13 protein-coding genes are annotated in these 18,075 nt (G+C 71.5%); 6 read left to right on the top strand and 7 right to left on the bottom strand.

Annotated features, from left to right (window positions below):
* Positions 1-46: 46 nt before the first annotated feature.
* Positions 47-418 (bottom strand): VOC family protein, encoded by a 372-nt coding sequence (locus ACFWU3_RS27995; RefSeq protein WP_328859813.1) that lies wholly within the window; start codon positions 416-418, stop codon positions 47-49.
* A 273-nt stretch (positions 419-691) separates the two neighbouring features.
* On the opposite strand from ACFWU3_RS27995, the gene ACFWU3_RS27990 reads away from it, so the two are divergent.
* Genes ACFWU3_RS27990 through meaB form a run of 3 tightly spaced genes read left to right on the top strand, consistent with a single transcriptional unit; the run spans position 692 to position 5,773 of the window.
* Positions 692-2,575, top strand: coding sequence for a methylmalonyl-CoA mutase family protein (locus tag ACFWU3_RS27990; RefSeq protein ID WP_384443224.1), 1,884 nt, complete (start codon positions 692-694; stop codon positions 2,573-2,575).
* A complete protein-coding gene (scpA, locus tag ACFWU3_RS27985; RefSeq protein ID WP_384443221.1) occupies positions 2,575-4,776 on the top strand; it encodes a methylmalonyl-CoA mutase in 2,202 nt (733 codons plus the stop codon). The genes ACFWU3_RS27990 and scpA overlap by 1 nt, the downstream gene beginning before the upstream one ends.
* A gap of 4 nt (positions 4,777-4,780) precedes the next feature.
* Positions 4,781-5,773, top strand: coding sequence for a methylmalonyl Co-A mutase-associated GTPase MeaB (gene meaB / locus ACFWU3_RS27980; protein WP_384443218.1), 993 nt, complete (start codon positions 4,781-4,783; stop codon positions 5,771-5,773).
* A 1,070-nt stretch (positions 5,774-6,843) separates the two neighbouring features.
* Here the strand turns inward: meaB and ACFWU3_RS27975 are convergent.
* Positions 6,844-8,073, bottom strand: a complete 1,230-nt coding sequence (locus tag ACFWU3_RS27975; RefSeq protein WP_384443216.1) for a DUF2993 domain-containing protein — start codon at positions 8,071-8,073, stop codon at positions 6,844-6,846.
* A 124-nt stretch (positions 8,074-8,197) separates the two neighbouring features.
* Between ACFWU3_RS27975 and ACFWU3_RS27970 the strand changes: the two genes are divergently transcribed.
* The gene (locus ACFWU3_RS27970) at positions 8,198-8,797 is read left to right on the top strand and encodes a putative glycolipid-binding domain-containing protein (RefSeq protein ID WP_384443213.1); all 600 of its coding nucleotides are present in this window, start codon (positions 8,198-8,200) and stop codon (positions 8,795-8,797) included.
* Here ACFWU3_RS27970 and ACFWU3_RS27965 read toward each other — a convergent pair.
* The 5 genes from ACFWU3_RS27965 to ACFWU3_RS27945 are packed head-to-tail and all read right to left on the bottom strand — an operon-like array spanning position 8,764 to position 15,859.
* Positions 8,764-11,694 carry a glycoside hydrolase family 2 TIM barrel-domain containing protein gene (locus ACFWU3_RS27965; protein WP_384443210.1) on the bottom strand — a complete coding sequence of 977 codons (2,931 nt, stop codon included), beginning with the start codon at positions 11,692-11,694 and terminating at the stop codon, positions 8,764-8,766. The genes ACFWU3_RS27970 and ACFWU3_RS27965 overlap by 34 nt on opposite strands.
* Positions 11,694-12,539 carry a carbohydrate ABC transporter permease gene (locus ACFWU3_RS27960; protein WP_384443207.1) on the bottom strand — a complete coding sequence of 282 codons (846 nt, stop codon included), beginning with the start codon at positions 12,537-12,539 and terminating at the stop codon, positions 11,694-11,696. Before ACFWU3_RS27960 ends, ACFWU3_RS27965 begins: the two co-directional genes overlap by 1 nt.
* A 12-nt stretch (positions 12,540-12,551) precedes the next feature.
* A complete protein-coding gene (locus ACFWU3_RS27955) occupies positions 12,552-13,520 on the bottom strand; it encodes a carbohydrate ABC transporter permease (protein WP_384443204.1) in 969 nt (322 codons plus the stop codon).
* Entirely contained in the window at positions 13,517-14,800 is a 1,284-nt protein-coding gene (locus tag ACFWU3_RS27950) for an ABC transporter substrate-binding protein (RefSeq protein WP_384443201.1), read from the bottom strand. The genes ACFWU3_RS27955 and ACFWU3_RS27950 overlap by 4 nt, the downstream gene beginning before the upstream one ends.
* A gap of 42 nt (positions 14,801-14,842) precedes the next feature.
* Positions 14,843-15,859 carry a PfkB family carbohydrate kinase gene (locus tag ACFWU3_RS27945; RefSeq protein ID WP_384443198.1) on the bottom strand — a complete coding sequence of 339 codons (1,017 nt, stop codon included), beginning with the start codon at positions 15,857-15,859 and terminating at the stop codon, positions 14,843-14,845.
* Here ACFWU3_RS27945 and ACFWU3_RS27940 point away from each other — a divergent pair.
* Both ACFWU3_RS27940 and ACFWU3_RS27935 read left to right on the top strand, forming a co-directional pair.
* A complete protein-coding gene (locus tag ACFWU3_RS27940) occupies positions 15,809-16,735 on the top strand; it encodes a DeoR/GlpR family DNA-binding transcription regulator (RefSeq protein WP_384443195.1) in 927 nt (308 codons plus the stop codon). The two genes, ACFWU3_RS27945 and ACFWU3_RS27940, sit on opposite strands and share 51 nt — an antisense overlap.
* On the top strand, positions 16,732-18,072 hold the full coding sequence (locus ACFWU3_RS27935; protein ID WP_384443192.1) for a 6-phospho-beta-glucosidase: 1,341 nt from the start codon (positions 16,732-16,734) through the stop codon (positions 18,070-18,072). The genes ACFWU3_RS27940 and ACFWU3_RS27935 overlap by 4 nt, the downstream gene beginning before the upstream one ends.
* The last annotated feature ends 3 nt before the right edge of the window (positions 18,073-18,075 follow it).

Raw genomic sequence — 18,075 nt, 5'->3', positions numbered from 1 at the left:
CCGGGCGACGGACCCCGGCGGCAGGGCAGCGTCCCCGACGGGCCCGTCAGGCAGGCTCGCCCTTCGGGGGCTCGTGCAGCCCGAAGGGCGATCCCTGATCGTCGTGGCAGAACGTGAACCGGCCGAAGCGGGCCACCGTCTCCTCGTCCCCGCCGACGTCGAAGTCGTCGACGGTGCCCCCGAGTTCGGCGACCCGCGCCAGAGCGGTCCGCATGTCGTCGACGCGGAAGAAGAGGTACGGACCGGCGCCGGGGTCACTGCCGTGCACACCGCCCGGGACGTCCGGGGTGCGGATGGCGTAGCCGCCGCCCTCCGTCGTGCCCTCCTCGAAGGACCAGCCGAAGAGTCCGCCGTAGAACGCACGGGCCTGGGCGGGGTCGCCGACACCCAGTTCGAAGAAGGAGATCTCACCGGTCATAGCGGGCTTCCGCCTTCCTGTGACTGTGCTGTCCACGCTACGGCCGCCGCCGGACCCGCGCACCCGGCTGTCCCCCGGTCCGCGGCGCGTCGTACTCCTCCCCGGCTCGGCCGCCGACCCGACACGAGGCGCACGCGGCACGGACGTTCCCGCACGTCGAACGGCCCGCGGAAATAGGGCATCGCCCGGGAAGGATCAAGAGCGACCGGGAGAGTGCAAGGTCACAGCCTTCTCCTCTGCTGCACAGTTGTGTGCTTGACCTAGCATCTGAGCATGACGGTCCTCCCCGATGACGGGTTCTCACTGGCCGCCGAATTCCCGGATGCCACCCACGAGCAGTGGCAGCAACTGGTCGCCGGCGTGCTGCGCAAGGCAGGCAAGGACACCGCGGACACGGCGGCAGAGGACGCGCTGTCCACAGCCATCGAGGACGGGATCTCCACCCGTCCTCTGTACACCGCGGGCGACGGCGCGTACGACAGCGCCGGCCTTCCCGGATTCGCCCCCTTCACCCGGGGCGGCAGGCCCGAGGGCGGCGCGGTGTCCGGCTGGGACGTGCGCCAGCGGCACGACCGCCCTGATCCGGAGCGTACGAACGAGGCCGTCCTGGCGGACCTGGAGAACGGGGTCACCTCCCTCTGGCTCACCGTCGGGCCGGCCGGTGTCCCGGTCTCGGGCATGGCGACGGCCCTGAAGGACGTCTACCTCGACCTCGCTCCCGTCGTACTCGACGCCGGTGGCGAATTCGACGCGGCGGCACGGGAGTTGCTGCGCATCCACGAGGAGCGCGGACTCGCTCCCGAGGCCGCGCTGGGCAACCTCGGCGCCGACCCCCTGGGGCATGCCGCGCGCACCGGTGCGTACGACGACCTCGCCGGGCACACCGCCGCGGCCGTCGAACTCGCCCGGCTGTGCCACACGACCCGGCCGGGGCTGCGCGCCCTGACCGTCGACGCGCTGCCGTACCACGGGGCCGGCGCGTCCGCCGCGCAGGAACTCGGCTGCTCGCTGGCGACCGGTGTCGCCCTGCTGCGTGACCTCACCGCCGCCGGGCTCTCCGTCGAAGCCGCCTGCGGCCAGCTGGAGTTCCGGTACGCGGCCACCGCCGACCAGTTCCTCACCGTCGCCAAGCTCCGCGCGGCGCGCCGGGTGTGGGCGCGCGTCGCCGAGGCGTGCGGTGCCGGTTCCGCGGGTGCACAGCGCCAGCACGCGGTGACGTCGCCGGTGATGATGACCCGGCGGGACCCGTGGGTGAACATGCTGCGCACCACGGTCGCCTCGCTCGCCGCGGGGGTCGGCGGCGCCGACGCGGTGACCGTGCTCCCCTTCGACCACGCGCTCGGCCTCCCCGACGCGTTCGCCCGCCGTATCGCGCGCAACACCTCGACCATCCTCGTCGAGGAGTCGCACGTGGGCCGCGTGATCGACCCGGCGGGCGGCTCCTGGTACGTGGAGCAGCTCACCGACGAGGTCGCGCAGGCCGCCTGGGCCTGGTTCCAGGAGATCGAGCGGGCCGGCGGGCTGCCCGCCGCACTGCGCTCCGGCCTGGTGGCCGAACGCATCGGCGCGACCTGGGAGAGCCGCAGCGCCTCGCTGGCCAAGCGGCGCGAACCGGTCACGGGCGTCAGCGAGTTCCCCCTGCTCGCCCAGGCACCGGTGGAGCGCGACCCGGCGCCCGCCGCGCCCTCCGGCGGACTTCCCACCGTGCGCCGCGACGAGGCGTTCGAGGCGCTGCGGGCCCGCTCGGACGCGCATCTGGCCGCCACCGGCGCCCGGCCGCGTGTCTTCGTCGCGGCCATCGGCCCGGCGGCCGCCCACACCGCGCGGGTGAGCTTCGCCGCCAACCTCTTCCAGGCGGGCGGCATCGAACCGGTCCACGACCCGGTCTCGGTCGACGCGGCCACGGCCGCCGGGGCGTTCGCCGCCGGCGGTGCGCAGATCGCCTGCGTCTGCTCCAGCGACAGCCTCTACGCCGAGCACGCGGTGCCGGTGGCCGAGGCGCTCAAGGCTGCCGGCGCGCGGCTTGTCCTTCTCGCCGGACGTCCCGGCGACCAGCGTGAGACGTACGAACGGGCCGGGGTCGACGAGTTCGTCGTCGCGGGCGGCGACGCGATCACCGTCCTCACCTCCGTCCTCGACCGGATCGGAGTGGCGTGATGCGGATCCCGGACTTCACGGAGATCGAACTCGGGGCCGGCGGCACGTCGCAGGTCTCCGAGGACCAGTGGCGTACGGCGGTCAAGGAGTCGACCGGCAAGGGCGACACCGACCTGGTGTGGGACACCCCCGAGGGCATTCCCGTCAAGCCGCTCTACACCGGCGGGGATCTGGCGGGGCTGGACTTCCTCGGCACCTACCCGGGCGTCGCGCCGTATCTGCGCGGCCCGTACCCGACGATGTACGTCAACCAGCCGTGGACGATCCGTCAGTACGCCGGGTTCTCCACCGCGGAGGAGTCCAACGCCTTCTACCGGCGCAATCTCGCCGCCGGGCAGAAGGGTCTGTCGGTCGCCTTCGACCTGCCGACCCACCGCGGTTACGACAGCGACCACCCACGGGTGACGGGCGACGTCGGCATGGCCGGTGTGGCCATCGACTCGATCTACGACATGCGCCAGCTGTTCGACGGCATCCCGCTGGACAGGATGAGCGTGTCGATGACCATGAACGGTGCCGTGCTGCCCGTTCTGGCGCTCTACATCGTGGCCGCCGAGGAACAGGGCGTACCGCCCGAGAAGCTGGCCGGGACCATTCAGAACGACATCCTCAAGGAGTTCATGGTCCGCAACACCTACATCTATCCGCCCGGGCCCTCGATGCGGATCATCTCGGACATCTTCGCGTACACCTCGCAGAAGATGCCGCGGTACAACTCCATCTCGATCTCGGGCTATCACATCCAGGAAGCCGGGGCCACGGCCGACCTGGAGCTGGCGTACACCCTCGCCGACGGCATGGAGTACCTGCGCGCGGGTATCGGCGCCGGTCTCGACGTGGACGCCTTCGCACCCCGGCTGTCGTTCTTCTGGGCGATCGGCATGAACTTCTTCATGGAGGTCGCCAAACTGCGGGCGGCGCGCCTGCTGTGGGCGAAGCTGGTCAAGACGTTCGACCCGAAGAACGCCAAGTCGCTGTCGCTGCGCACCCATTGCCAGACCTCGGGCTGGTCGCTGACGGCGCAGGACGTCTTCAACAACGTCACGCGTACCTGTGTCGAGGCCATGGCGGCCACCCAGGGACACACGCAGTCGCTGCACACCAACGCGCTCGACGAGGCGCTGGCGCTGCCGACCGACTTCTCCGCGCGCATCGCCCGCAACACCCAGCTCCTGCTCCAGCAGGAGTCCGGGACCTGCCGGGTCATCGACCCCTGGGGCGGCAGCGCGTACGTCGAGAAGCTCACGCACGACCTCGCCCGGCGGGCCTGGCAGCACATCGAGGAGGTCGAGGCGGCCGGCGGCATGGCGCAGGCCATCGACGCGGGCATCCCCAAGCTGCGCGTCGAGGAAGCGGCCGCCCGTACACAGGCCCGTATCGACTCGGGACGCCAGCCGGTCATCGGCGTCAACAAGTACCGCGTCGAGACCGACGAGGAGATCGACGTCCTCAAGGTCGACAACTCCTCGGTGCGCACCCAGCAGGTGGAGAAACTGCGGCGGCTGCGCGCGGAGCGCGACGAGGGCGCCTGCCAGGACGCGCTGCGGGCGCTCACCGCGGCCGCCGAGTCCGGTCCGGGCGCGGGCCTGGAGGGCAATCTGCTGGCCCTGGCGGTCGACGCGGCGCGTGCCATGGCGACCGTCGGCGAGATCTCCGACGCCCTGGAGAAGGTCTACGGGCGCCACTCGGGACAGATCCGTACGATCTCCGGTGTGTACCGAAACGAGGCCGGGACGTCACCGGCGGTGGAGCGGACCCGGACGCTGGTCGAGGAGTTCGAGGAGGCCGAGGGCCGTCGCCCGCGCATCCTGGTGGCCAAGATGGGCCAGGACGGGCACGACCGCGGCCAGAAGGTGATCGCGACGGCCTTCGCCGACCTCGGCTTCGACGTGGACGTGGGCCCGCTGTTCCAGACGCCGGCCGAGGTCGCGCGCCAGGCGGTGGAGGCGGACGTCCACATCGTCGGTGTCTCCTCGCTCGCCGCGGGGCATCTGACGCTGGTGCCCGCGCTGCGGGAGGAACTGGCCGCGGAGGGCCGCGAGGACATCATGATCGTGGTGGGCGGGGTGATCCCTCCCCAGGACGTCCCGACCCTGCTGGAGGCGGGCGCGGCAGCCGTGTTCCCGCCCGGCACGGTGATCCCCGACGCCGCGCAGGACCTGGTGAAGACGCTGGGCGCCGCGCTCGGCCACGAGTTGTGAGCTCATGCCACCGACGATCGACATCGACAGTTACGTCAAGGGCGTACGTGAGGGGTCGCGCGCGTACATCGCGCGCGCCGTCACGCTCGTGGAGTCCACCCGCGCCGATCACCGGACGCTGGCGCAGCAACTGCTCACCGAGCTGCTGCCGTACGCCGGTTCGGCCCGGCGGGTGGGGATCAGCGGGGTGCCCGGGGTCGGCAAGTCCACCTTCATCGACGCGCTCGGCACGCTGCTGACCGGGCTGGGCCACCGGGTCGCGGTCCTCGCCGTCGACCCGTCGTCCAGCCGTACCGGCGGCTCCATCCTCGGCGACAAGACGCGGATGGAGCGCCTGTCGACGGACCCTGCGGCGTTCGTACGTCCCTCCCCCACGTCGGGCACGCTCGGCGGTGTCGCCAAGGCGACGCGCGAGACCATGATCGTGATGGAGGCGGCGGGCTACGACGTGGTGCTGGTCGAGACGGTCGGCGTGGGCCAGTCGGAGACGGCCGTGGCCAACATGGTGGACACCTTCCTGCTGCTCACCCTGGCGCGCACCGGCGACCAGCTCCAGGGCATCAAGAAGGGTGTGCTGGAGCTGGCCGACGTGATCACGGTGAACAAGGCCGACGGACCGCACGAGCGGGACGCCCGCTCCGCGGCACGTGAACTCGCGGGCGCGCTGCGACTGATGCACCCCGCCGACGCGGCGTGGACTCCCCCGGTGCTGTCCTGCAGTGCGCGCGAGGGCACGGGCCTGGACACGGTGTGGGAGCGGATCGAGCAGCACCGCTCGCTGCTGGACTCCACGGGGCGCCTCGCGGCGAAGCGCCGTTCCCAGCAGATCGACTGGGCATGGACGATGGTCCACGACGGCCTGCGCGACCGCCTGCGCGCGCATCCCGAGGTACGGGCACTCGCGCCCGATCTCGAACAGCAGGTCCGGGAAGGGCAGCTGACGGCGACGCTGGCGGCGGAACGCATTCTGGACGCGTTCTGGAAGCCGCAGGCGTAGGGCTCCCCGGCGCGCGCCGGGCCGCAGTCGCTTGCACGCGGCAAGCGGGGGTCGCGGACGGCGGGCCGGGGGTATTCGCGGGGCGGGGAGGCGGTTGGTCCCGTGCGCCGGGCCCGGAGCGGTGGTCGACCGAGGGCGGGTGCGGTGATCCCGGTCGCCGAGCCGGTGCGGCCGTCTCGACCGCCGGGCCCAGTGGTGTCCGGTCGCCGTGAGGTGGTCGTGGGCGCGAGCATGGGCGCCGCCGAGCGTCAGCCCGGAACAGTGGTCCCAGGCACGGCTCCCGGTTGTGGTCCCCGCACGCGCGGTGGACGTGGCCACGGGCGGCGGCGCGGAGAGGCGGTCGTGGGCGGGCACGAGCCCGCAACACCTGTCCCGGGCGCCGACCCGGAGCGTTGCCCTCGGACGGCGGAGCGACAGCGGCGGCGGGCACCTGCCCATGGTGGCCGCGGGCGCGAGCCGCAGCATTGGTGTCGAGCGTCAGCCCGGAACAGGGGTCCCAGGCAGGGCCTCCCGGTTGTGGTCCCCGCGCCCGCGGTGGTCGCGGGAACCACAACCGGGGCGTCGGTCCCGGGCGCCGGCCGGGAGAGGCAGTCGCGGGCGGGCACGAGCGCGCAGCGCCGGTCTCGGGCGCGAGCCCTGGGCGGTTCCCGGTGCGGCCTCGGAGCAGTGGTCCCCGTACAGAGCCGAGGACTTGTGTCGCGCGCGGGCTCAGAACGGCGTCGTCCGGCGCGGGCGCCCGCCCACCGCGGGAGCGGCGAGCACCGGCGGATGCGGTGGCCCCGAGCGCGAGCCCGCAGCACCGGCCGCGGGCGCGAGCCCGCGCGGCGACCCCGGCACGCGGCCGGAAGAGTGGTCCCGGAGCCCAAGCCGGAGTCGCGGGCGCGTGCCGGCGCGGTGGCCCCGGCACGCGGCCGGAAGAGTGGTCCCGGGCGCCGGCCCGCAGAGGCGGTCGCGGGCGGGCGGGCACGAGCCCGCAGCACCTGTCCCGGGCGCGGGCGCCGGCCCGGCGGTCTCGGGCACGCGGCAACAGCGCCGCGCGGCGGAAGGCTCACGCCCCCCTCCGCCTCACCTCACCGACCCGACGCCTTCGCGCCGCCCGTCTCCCCGACCTTGATTCCCGAGCCGACCACCCGCGCCGTGATGCCCTCCTTCTCCACCCTGATGTCCTGAAGTCGCAACTCACGCAGCGACGAGGGCAGTTCGAAGGACAGAGAGAGCCGTTCCGACAGCTCCGGGGGCCTCAGCGCGAGCAGGCCCTTGATCAGGGCGGGGTCGATGCCGACCTTTTCCAGGAGTTCCGGGTGGGCGACCACCACGTCGACGAGGTTGACCTTCATCAACTGCTCGGCGAATTTCGGGGCGCCCGTCAGCCGGTTCAGTTCCTTCTCGCTCGCCAGCGCCCGGCGCACCTGCGCGTCGCTGACGCCGAGTCGTTCGACGATCGCCGGCACGGAGAGCAGCGCCTTGGCGCGGGCGGCCTCGCGGCTGATGAGGTCGGCCGTCTCGCGGTGCAGCCGCAGGCCGGAGTGTTCGGGGTCCTTGCCCGGCCGGTAGACGGCGACGCCCGGGATGTCGAGCTGCATGCCGTCGATGGTGGTGGTGAGGGCGCGGCCGTTGTCGCGGGTGAGACGGGCATGCGCCCGGACGCTCAGATCCTGTCCGGCGACGGCGAGTTCACCGTTGACCCGGACGGCGTCGTCGCCGCTGCCGGTGAACGTCAGCTGGGAGGCACCGAGTTCGCGATTGAGATCGTCGAAGGAGAGCAGGACCTCGCCGTCGAGACGGCCGATGACCGCACCCTGGATCGAGGTGGGAGCGTCGCCGACGATGCGGACGTCTCGCACGCTGGCCCGTACCTCGGCCAGCGAGACACGGTCCGCCGAGACGTCCGGGACGGTGACGTCGACACGGTCGACGCGGTCGCCGAGCACCTGGGTGAGGAACGGGAAGCCGTGGATGTCCACGTCCGGCCGGGTGGCGAGACCGAGCGATTTCTGTAGCTTGTCGGCGGCCTTGCTCTGCGCGTACGACTCGGCGAGCCGGTCGGCGAGCAGCAGACAGACGGCGAACAGACCCGTGACCAGGACCAGCTTCACCAGGGCGGGCAGCGCTGCGAAGCGGCTCCTGCCGCGGTGGTTGGGCGGCTGCCAGTCGTCCTCGTCGTCCGTGTCGGACCGCAGTCCGAGCTCCAGCGGATCCCTCGGAACGTAGTCGGTGTAGTCGGGCTCCGGATCTGCCAGTTGAGCGAGTTCCTCGTACGGATTTCGCGAATGCGTCGATATGCGTGTGGGGGGTCGCATCGGCTCATCCCACCATGCGGGCCACCCTCGAACGCAAGTCCGGCCGCCCTTACGTAGGGGTTTGAGACAAAGATCGGCGCTGCGGCGGCGCCCGGACCTCCCACGACACCAATAATCTGTGTCCATGGTCACGTCGCACGTTCTCACATGGGAAGTCACCCAGAGCCGCGGATACGAGACGGCGTGGGTGGATCTCGGGCATGCGGATCTGCGGGCGCGGGGCCGCGCCGTCGGCATGGTGCCCGAGCCGTACTGGGTCTCCTACGAGCTGGAGACCGACGCGGGCTTCGTGACCCGCGAGCTGCGGGTGACGGTCGAGTCGGCCGACGGGGTGCGCGCGCTGCGGCTGCGACGGGACGGCGGCGGCGCGTGGCAGGCGAACGGAGAGCCGCTGCCCGGGCTCGACGGCGCGCTCGACTGTGATCTGGCGCTGTGTCCGCTCACCAACACGATGCCGGTGCTGCGCCATGGACTGCACACCTCCGCGGGTGAGCAGAGCCTGGTGATGGCGTGGGTGTCGGTGCCCGATCTCACCGTGCACGCCTCCCCGCAGACCTACACGCACCTCGGCCCCGCGGAGCACGGCGCGCGCGTCCGGTTCGTCTCGGAGGACTTCCGCCGCGACGTGGAGTTCGACGCGGACGGATTCGTCGTGGACTATCCCGGACTGGCGCGCCGCACGAGCGCGCGTCACAGCGACCGCAGCACCCACGACCAGGTGTAGGTGCCGGCCCCCACGAGATACGGCGGCAGGGTGTCGGGCCCGCAGGAGGCGGTGCCGAGTCCGCGGTGGGCCGCGTCGATGCGGACCACGGGGCACGGGCGTGGCACGAGCTCGTCGTGGTGGGCGGCTTGGGCGAGATCCTGGTCCCGGTAGCGCCCCACTCCCACCTGCCGTGGGCTGTCCAGCCGGACCGCGAGGCCCGGTCCGCCGTCCGCGGGCCGCAGGGCGAAGCCGCGGACGCCATGGCGGCCGCCGCTCTCCTGGGGCCGCAGATACGGGGTGAACAGCGCGTCGATGTCCGCTCCGTACCACCCGACGGGAGCCGCGCGGCGGTCGGGGTAGGACTCCCAGGGGCCCTGCCCGTACCACTCGATCCGGTCCAGCCCGGCGACCGTCTCGAAGACCGAGCCGACGCGGGCGACATCCGAGAGGCCGTCCGGCAGCACCGCCCTCTCCTCGATGAGCAGTCCGTCCGGGACCGGCGTGAGGATCTGCTCGTGCACGACGGTCCCGGCGCCGGTGTCGTACGCCGAGCGCACCGACACCTTGGCGCCCTCACGGCTCACCGACAGCGGCTTGCGGACCGGGGCGTCCAGGCCGAGTTCGCGCCACAGGTCCGCGGCTCCGCCGAGCAGATCGTTGTCGGTCGGCGCACGCCACAGGTTCAGAACGGGCGGCGCGGTGAGCAACGGGTGCAGAAGAAGTCCGTCGTCGTCGACCTCGGCACGACCAGGGGCTGGGGTGGTGTCGAACGGTACGGTCCCGCGCTCGCGCAGCCGGATCTGCGGTGTGCAGATCTCGGTGCCGCGCGCCGCCCAGGGTTCGTCTTCTGCCGTGGTGACCCGCAGCGTCAGCCAGGTCTCCCCGCCGTCGGCGGGCAGCGCGGTCGTCAGTTCGGCCGGCACGGGGAGTTCGGCACAGCCGCCGGGCGGCAGGGCCGGCAGCGCCGCCGGGGCGGTGGTCTCTCCCCCGTCCTCGCAGGACAGCAGCCACTCGCCCGTCAGCCACGACAGGTCCCTGAAGTGCTGGTGGTTGTGGACGGTGACCGTCCGGCCGTCGTACGACAGCCTTACGGGCGCGGCCAGTTCGCGGTGCTCGTACATCGCCGGCTTCGGCGTGCGGTCGGGGAAGAGCAGCCCGTCCGCGCAGAACGCGCCGTCGTTCGGAGTGTCACCGAAGTCGCCGCCGTACGCCCAGCGGTGGCCCTCCCCCGCCACGCCGTCCGCGTAGGCGCCGGCCCCGGCCCGTCCGGCGGGCCGGCCGTCGGACAGCCGCTGGAGGATGCCGTGGTCCCACAGCTCCCAGATGAAGCCGCCCTGGAGACCGGGCGTGGACTCGATGGCGGCCCAGTGGTCGGCGAGAGTGCCGTTGCTGTTGCCCATGGCGTGCGAGTACTCGCAGAGGATCAGCGGCTTGGTCTGGGTGCCGGAGCGCGCGTGCGCGACGATCTCGTCGAGGGAGGCGTACATGGGGCAGACGATGTCGCTCGCGATCCGCGTCGACGACCAGTCCGTCTTCGCGGCACCCTCGTACTGGAGGGGGCGCGTCGGGTCATGGCGGCGCAGCCAGCCGGCGGCGGCGTCGTGGTTCGCGCCGTAGTCGCTCTCGTTGCCGAGCGACCAGACGACGACACTCGGGTGGTTCCTGTCGCGCAGCACCATGCGGGAGACGCGGTCGACGAAGGCGGGCAGATAGCGCGGGTCGTCGGCGATCTCGTGGGCGTGATCGTGGCTCTCGATGTCGGCCTCGTCCACGACGTACAGGCCGAGTTCGTCGGCGAGGTCGAGCAGCGCGGGGTCGTTCGGGTAGTGGGAGGTGCGCACGGCGTTGAAGCCGAAGCGCTTCACCGTCGCCAGGTCGGCGCGCATCTCCTCCACGGTGAGGGTGCGGCCGGTGAGCGGATGGAAGTCGTGCCGGTTGACTCCGCGGATGAACACGCGCTCGCCGTTGACGAGCAGGTCCCGGCCGCGGATCTCGATGTCACGGAAGCCGATGCGGTGCCGCGAGCGGTCGGCGACGGTGCCGTCGGCCCGGTGGAGCCGCACGGTCAGCCGGTGGAGCGCGGGTGTCTCGGCCGACCACGGCCGTACGCCGGTGACCGTGGCGCTCAGCCGGGCCTCTCCGAGGAACTCCGAGACGCGCTCGTCGTCCCGCATCGCCGCGTCGAAGGCGGTGTCCTGGGCGAGTTCGCCCCAGCCCTCCAGCTCGCCGCTGACGAACCAGCCCGGCGGGAGCGCTCCGCCGGCCAGGCGCACCTTGCAGTCGATCCGCAGCGCACCGTCGCGGCCGGCCCGTACGGCGACATCGGCGAGGTGCAGCGGATCGGTGGCGTAGAGCAGGACGGATCGGGTGATGCCGCCGTGCCACCACTGGTCCTGGTCCTCGATGTGGGAGCTGTCGGACCACTTCACGACGGTGAGGCGCAGGGTGCTGCGCTCTCCGGGACGCACCACGTCGGTGAGGTCGAACTCGCTCGCCAGATGGGAGTCCTTGCCGATGCCGACGGCCTGCCCGTCGACCTCGACGATCAGCACGCTCTCGGCGGCGCCGACCTGGAGGACGATCCTGCGGCCCGCCCAGTCGGCGGGAATGTCGATGTCGCGCTCGTGGACACCGGTGGGGTCGGCCGCGGGCGATGCGGGCGGATGGTGCGGCCAGGGCATCGTCACATTGGTGTAGTGGGGCAGATCGGGCGCCCCCGCGTCCTGCATGGTCCAGACGCCGGGCACCTCCAGGGACGACCAGTGGTCGGCGAGCGGGGCGTCGGGCGCGGGCAGCAACTGGAAGCGCCAGATGCCGTCGAGGCAGATGCTGCCGGGGCGGCGGTCCACGGCGTGCATCGGCAGCCGGCGCCAGGAGGTGATCTCGGGCGATTCCCACGGACGGAGCGGCAGCATCAGCGGATGGCTCCCTTGGCCAGGTCGGCGATCATCTGTCGGGCACCGATCAGGAAGATGATGAGCAGCGGGATCAGCGCGAGGACCGCACCGGCCATGACCATGCCGTAGTCGGTGTTGCCGTGCACGCTGTTGAGCTGGGACAGGGCGACCTGGAGGGTCACGTTGTCGGGATTGATGAGGGAGATCAGCGGCCACGCGTAGTCGTTCCACTGTGACATGAAGGTGAAGATGCCGAGGAAGGCGAGTCCGGGCCGCACCACCGGCAGTGCCACGTGCCAGTACTGGCGCAGGAATCCGCAGCCGTCGAGCCGGGAGGCGTCCATCAGTTCGTCGTGGATCGCTCCCCTCATGTACTGGCGCATCCAGAAGATCCCGAAGGCGTTGGCCGCGGCGGGGACGACGAGTGCGGTCAGGGACCCGATCCAGCCCAGCTTCGCCATGATGACGAACTGCGGGATGGCCTGGAGCTGGGCCGGCACCATGAAGATGCCCATCATCAGCACGAACAGCACCCGGCGGCCGGGGAAGGCGAACTTCGCGAAGACGAAGGCTGCCAGCGAGTCGAAGAACAGCACGAGCACGGTCACGGACCCGGCGACGATCAGCGAGTTGAGCATCGAGCCGAAGAAGTCGATGTTGTCGAAGAGGTTGCGGACGTTCTCGCCGAAGTGCGAACCGGGCAGCAGTTTCGGCGGGTACTGGAAGATCTCGCTGGACGTGTGCGTCGACATGACGATCGCCCAGTAGAACGGCAGCAGCGAGAGGATCACGCCGATGAGGAGCGATCCGTGGAGGGCGACTCCCGGGGCACGGGCGCCCTTGACGGCCTTGTCACGGTGCACGGCGGGCCCCTCCTACTTTTCCCTGCGCGCGACCAGGCGCCAGTTGACGATCGAGAAGATGACGACGACGAGGAAGATGCCCCAGGCGACGGCGGCCCCGTAGCCGAAGTCGTTGTTGTCGAAGCTCTGCTGGAAGAAGTAGAGGACCATCGTCTGGCCCGCGTTGTCGGGACCGCCCGCGAACGTCGAGGTGTTGGACGTCGTGGACAGCAGCACCTGCGGCTCGGAGAAGGACTGGAGCCCGGTGATGGTGGAGACGACGAGGGTGAAGAGGATGACGGGGCGCATCAGCGGGACGGTGATCCGGAAGAAGGTCTGCACGGGGTTCGCGCCGTCGACCCGGGCCGCCTCGTACAGCTCGCCGGGGATGGTCTGCAGGCCCGCGAGGAAGATGATCGCGTTGTAGCCGACCCACTGCCAGCTCATCAGGGCGGCGATGGAGACCTTGATGCTCCACGGTGTCTGGAGCCAGGCGACCGGGTCCAGGCCCAGTCCCTGGAGTACGGCGTTGACGAGACCGAAGTTGGTGGAGAAGACCGAGCCGAAGACGATGGCGACGGCCACGACGGAGGTGACGTTCGGCACGAAGAAGGCGAAGCGGTAGAAACTCGTCAGCCGCTTCGCGGAGTTGATCATCACCGCGACGAGCAGCGCCAGGAAGAGCATGGGGAAGGTCGCCATCGCCCAGATCACGAGGGTGTTGCCCAGCGCGTTCCAGAACTGTGTGTCGGAGAGCAGATAGCGGTACTGGGCGAGGCCGGCGAACTCCATGGAGCCGAGGCCGTCCCAGCGGTGGAACGAGAGGTACAGCGAGAAGCCGACGGGGATCAGGCCGAACGCCAGGAAGATCAGGTAGAACGGCGATATCGCGGCGTACAGCCGCCAGTGCCGGAGCACCGAGCGGGCCTTGGAGCGCGGCGGCCGCTCGGGCGGGGCGGGCCGGTTCGCGGTCGCCCGGTCGAGGGCGGGTGCGGTGGTCACACGCTCACCCCCAGGTGGTCGGCTATGCGGCGGCAGGTCTTCATGGCGTCCTTCCAGGCGCGCTTCGGATCCTTGCCCGCCTGCGAGACACGGGTCAGTTCGTCCCTGATGGGCTGACCGAGGGCCACGTCGTACGGGCTGTTGTAGGCGACGGGGATCTTCTCGGCGGCCGGTCCGAAGACGTCGACCGTGCGCTGGCCGCCGAAGAAGGGGTCGGGGTCGAGCATCGCCTTCTGCCGGTACGACGCCGGGGTCGAGGGGAAGAGGCCGGCGTCGACGAAGCCCCGCGTCTGGTTGTCGGCCCCGAGGAGCCAGGTGATGATCTCGAAGGCCTGCTCGCGCTCCCGGCACGCCTGGGTGATCGACAAAAACGAGCCGCCGTCGTTGGCGGGGCCGCCGGGCATCTGCGCCACGCGCCATGTCCCCTTGGTCTTCGGCAGGTTGAGCTTCAGGTCGCCGCCGACCCAGGAGGCGCCGAGCTGGTCGGGCAGCAGTCCCTTCTCGGTGGCGGCGATCGCGTCGGGGGTGCCGGAGAGCATCGGGGAGACGAGGCCCCGGCGGCGTGCTTCGAGCGCCAGGTCCCAGGCGCGGCGGACATGTTCCCCGTCGCCGATGAAGTGGCGGTTCTCGTCGACGAAGCGCCGGGTGCCCTGGCCGATCGCGTAGTTGTAGACGGCGATGATGTCGACGACCCAGTACGCGCCCTTGATCTTCCTCTGCAGTGTCTCGCCCGTCGCGAAGTACGCCTCCCAGGTCGAGGTCCGGGCGGACACCTCGGCGGGGTCGGTGGGCAGTCCGGCCGCCTCGAAGGTGTCGGCGCGGTAGAACTGACCGACGGGACCGGCGTCGATCGGGAAGCCGATCAGGCTGCCGTCGGGCGCGGTGCCGGCGTCCCACTTCCAGGGCAGGTACTGGTCCTTGAACTTCTCGGCGCCGAGGGTGCGCAGGTCCACGAACTGGTCGGCGTTCGGGAGGTAGGACGCCATGTCCTCCCCCCGCAGACCCGCGATGTCGGGGATGTACGCCTGCCCGGTCATCGTGGTCATCAGCTTGGAGCGGTAGTAGCCGCCGATCTGGACGGGTCGCAGCGACACGTCGGTGAAGCGGCGCTCGGCGTCGGCGACGACCTTCTCGCTCAGTCCCCCGGACCAGTACCAGAGGGTCATGGTGCGGCCGGTGGAGCCGCGGGGGACGGCGCAGCCTGCCGCGGTGGAGCCGAGCGCGGCGGCGGCCGTGGTGGCCAGCCCTGCGCGCAGCAGCCCTCTTCGGGAGAGGTGCACTGCTCCTACCGCCTTTCGGGGTCGGTGTGTCCGGACGGATGGTCAGCGGGGGGTGACGGGCGCCTCGTGCGGGGCCGGGCCGGGGTCGGCGGGCAGCCGGTCGGCCAGGAAGGCGTAGTCGCGGGCGAGCCCGGGGGTGCGTGAGCCGGTGGTGTGCCACCAGTGGGCGATGCCGTGCAGGCCGGGTGCGGCGAGCGCGCCGGTGCGGCGTTGGACGGAGAGGCCGGCGGCGAGGGTGGCGAAGCGCAGCCGGTCGGCGAGGGGCCAGCCGCCGAGGCTCGCGGCGACGAAGCTCGCCCCGAACACGTCGCCGGCTCCGGTGGCGTCGATGGCAACGATGTCGAGGGCCGGGACCTCGGCGTACTCCCCGGTGAGCTGGTCGACGGCGAGCGCGCCCTCGCGTCCGCGGGTGATCACGGCGACGGGGGTCAGTTCGGCGAGCGCACCGAGCGCGGCGGCCGGGGTGTCGGTGCGGGTGTAACTCATGGCCTCCGTGTCGTTGGGCAGGAAGGCGTGGCAGAGGGAGAGCTGGTCCAGCAGCTCGCCGGACCACTGTTCGCTGGGGTCCCAGCCGACGTCGGCGAAGATCAGGGTGCCGGAGGCGGCGGCCTTGCCGAGCCACTCCTGGCGTTCGGCGCCGAGATGCACGAGTGCGGTGCGGGCGGGCGGCGGGTCGGGCAGCAGCTGGTCCTGTGTGTACGGGGGCGGTGTGCCGTGGGTGACCAGGGCGCGGTCGTGGCCGTGGGCGAGGGAGACGGTGACCGGTGTGTCCCAACCCTCGGCCGTGCGGGAGCTCGTGAGGTCGATGCCCTCCTGCCCGGCGAGGGTCTCTCTGAGCTGTCTGCCGTACAGGTCGTCACCGAAGACGGTGGCGAGCGAGGTGGTGAGTCCGTGGCGGGCGGCCGCCACGGCGAGGTTGGCGATCCCGCCCGGGCCGCAGCCCATCCCGCGGGTCCAGATCTCCTCCCCCGGCGTGGGCGGCTTGCCGAGGCCGGTGAGGACGATGTCGTGGAAGAGCAGGCCGGTCAGGAGGACATCGGCCCTCGGCTCCTCGTCCACGCGCCCGCCCTCTCGTCAAAGACCTGCAAGCTGTGCACAGGATCGTGCGCCCGACGAACAGAATTGGCAAGAGTTGAGCACGAAGATGCATGGAAATGCTTGAGATTGACGAGTAGCGTGCCCGGTGTGCTGGCTGAGCGACGACATCAACTCATCCTGCGGGCCCTGAGATCAGGCGGCCCCGCAGCCGTAACCGACCTGTCCGAGCAGCTGGGTGTGAGCGCCGCCACCGTCCGGCGGGACCTGGTCAAGCTGGAGGAGGAGGGTCTGCTCACGCGGGTCCACGGCGGGGCCGCCGTGGACGAGGGCGATCAGCCCTTCGCCGAGGTCGCGGAGATCCGGGTGCCGGAGAAGGACGCCATAGCGGTGCGCGCCGCCGCGATGGTCGAGGACGGACAGTCCGTGCTCCTCGACATCGGCACCACGGCCTACCGGCTGGCCCGGCAGCTGCGGGGCCGCCGGCTCACCGTGATCACCAGCAATCTGGTGGTGTACGAGGAGCTGGCCGACGACACCGGCATCGAGCTGATACTGCTCGGCGGCATGGTCCGCCGGGAGTACCGCTCCCTGGTCGGCTTCCTCACCGAGGACAATCTCCGCCAGTTGCACGCGGACTGGCTCTTCCTCGGCACGAGCGGCATCCGCCCGAACGGCCACGTCATGGACACCACCGTCGTCGAGGTCCCGGTCAAGCGGGCGATGATCGCGGCCGCCGACGCGGTGGTCCTGCTCGCCGACGCCGGCAAGTTCCCCGGCACCGGCATGGCCAGGGTGTGCGGCCCGGACGCTCTCGACACCGTGGTGACCAACACCCCCGCGGACCCGGCGACCGGCGCCGCCTTCGACGAGGCAGGAGTGAAGGTGGTGGAGGTATGAGGCTCACGATCCTCGGCGGTGGCGGCTTCCGGCTGCCACTCGTCTACGGCGCCCTGCTCGGCGACCATGCCGCCGGCCGGGTCACCGACGTCGTCCTGCACGACCTGGACGCGGGCAGACTCACCGCCATCGCGCGGGTCCTGGCCGACCAGGCGGCCGGGGTGCCCGACGCACCGCGGGTCACCGTCACCACGGACCTCGACGAGGCGCTGCGCGGGGCCGACTTCGTCTTCTCCGCCATCCGCGTGGGCGGGCTGGAGGGCCGCGCCGCCGATGAGCGCATCGCCCTGGCCGAGGGAGTGCTCGGGCAGGAGACCGTCGGGGCCGGCGGCATCGCGTACGGTCTGCGGACGGTTCCCGTCGCCGTCGACATCGCGCGCCGGGTCGCGAGACTCGCGCCGGACGCCTGGGTCATCAACTTCACCAACCCGGCGGGGCTGGTCACCGAGGCCATGGCCCGTCACCTGGGCGACCGGGTCATCGGCATCTGCGACTCACCGGTGGGCCTCGGCCGACGGGTGGCGCGCGCCCTGGGCGCCGACCCGGACAGCGCCTGGATCGACTACGTGGGCCTCAACCACCTCGGGTGGCTGCGCGGACTGCGCGTCGAGGGCCGCGACGAGCTGCCCCGGCTGCTCGCCGACACCGCGCTGCTCGGCTCCTTCGAGGAGGGCAAGCTCTTCGGCCCCGACTGGCTCCAGTCCCTCGGCGCCATCCCCAACGAGTATCTGCACTACTACTACTTCAACCGCGAGGCGGTGCGCGCCTACCAGGAGGCGAAGCAGACCCGCGGTGCGTTCCTGCACGAGCAACAGGCCCGTTTCTACGCGGAGATGGAGCGGCCGGACGCCCCCGCGCTGGAGACCTGGGACCGTACGCGCGCCGAACGCGAGGCGACGTACATGGCGCACAACCGCGAGGCCGCGGGGGCCGGCGAGCGGGACGCGAGCGATCTCGAGTCGGGAGGCTACGAGCAGGTGGCGCTCGCACTGATGCGCGCGATCGCGCACAACCAGCGCACCACGCTGATCCTCAACGTCCGCAACCGGACGACCCTGTCCGTGCTGGACGCGGACGCCGTCGTCGAGGTCCCCTGCTTCGTCGACGCGAACGGCGCGCATCCGGTCTCGGTCAGTCCGCTGCCCGCCCATGCCACGGGCCTTGTCCTCGCCGTCAAGGCCGTGGAACGTGAGGTGCTGGCCGCGGCCGACAGCGGGTCACGGGCGGCCGCCGTCAAGGCCTTCGCCCTCCATCCCCTGGTCGACTCCGTGACCGTCGCCCGCCGTCTCGTCGACGGATACACCGGCGCCCATCCCGCACTCGCGTATCTGACGTAGGAG

This window comes from Streptomyces sp. NPDC058685 (assembly GCF_042714725.1).
Taxonomy (GTDB): Bacteria; Actinomycetota; Actinomycetes; order Streptomycetales; family Streptomycetaceae; genus Streptomyces.
The sequence above is the reverse complement of the archived record's forward strand: the minus strand, read 5'-3'. Positions and strand labels throughout refer to the sequence as shown.

What these genes read in the sequence shown, in the direction of transcription:
- ACFWU3_RS27995 (WP_328859813.1), bottom strand. Translation starts at nt 418, where the DNA reads ATGACCGGTGAGATCTCCTTCTTCGAACTGGGTGTCGGCGACCCCGCC.
- ACFWU3_RS27990 (WP_384443224.1), top strand. Translation starts at nt 692, where the DNA reads ATGACGGTCCTCCCCGATGACGGGTTCTCACTGGCCGCCGAATTCCCG.
- scpA (WP_384443221.1), top strand. Translation starts at nt 2,575, where the DNA reads ATGCGGATCCCGGACTTCACGGAGATCGAACTCGGGGCCGGCGGCACG.
- meaB (WP_384443218.1), top strand. Translation starts at nt 4,781, where the DNA reads ATGCCACCGACGATCGACATCGACAGTTACGTCAAGGGCGTACGTGAG.
- ACFWU3_RS27975 (WP_384443216.1), bottom strand. Translation starts at nt 8,073, where the DNA reads ATGCGACCCCCCACACGCATATCGACGCATTCGCGAAATCCGTACGAG.
- ACFWU3_RS27970 (WP_384443213.1), top strand. Translation starts at nt 8,198, where the DNA reads ATGGTCACGTCGCACGTTCTCACATGGGAAGTCACCCAGAGCCGCGGA.
- ACFWU3_RS27965 (WP_384443210.1), bottom strand. Translation starts at nt 11,694, where the DNA reads ATGCTGCCGCTCCGTCCGTGGGAATCGCCCGAGATCACCTCCTGGCGC.
- ACFWU3_RS27935 (WP_384443192.1), top strand. Translation starts at nt 16,732, where the DNA reads ATGAGGCTCACGATCCTCGGCGGTGGCGGCTTCCGGCTGCCACTCGTC.